Annotated in this window: 1 pseudogene; it reads left to right on the forward strand. The window is 37.4% G+C overall.

Going from position 1 to position 235, the window contains the following annotated elements:
* Positions 1 to 159 (forward strand): annotated as a pseudogene (locus SB658_RS27600) (SDR family NAD(P)-dependent oxidoreductase); the annotation flags it as partial.
* Positions 160 to 235 lie beyond the last annotated feature (76 nt).

A 235-nucleotide genomic window follows, 5' to 3' on the forward strand; every position in this document is an offset into this window, starting at 1 on the left:
GAAGGCAATATCAAGAAATATCATACATCAAAAGAAATGGCAGCTTGTCTGCTCGAGCTGTATGACCATGAAAAAACAGTCGGTATTGTTGACGGTAAGACCTTTAATTTTGAATTGAAAGATCCGATTTTTTCACATGCGGGTTCAAGTATGAAATAGAAAAGACACATCACTGAGGGAAGATGCCCTCGGTGATTTTTTTATGGCATTGATTAACTAGTGTGTCACCATATGT

The organism is Bacillus sp. SIMBA_008 (assembly GCF_046535495.1).
In the GTDB taxonomy this organism is placed as follows: Bacteria; Bacillota; Bacilli; order Bacillales; family Bacillaceae; genus Bacillus; species Bacillus subtilis.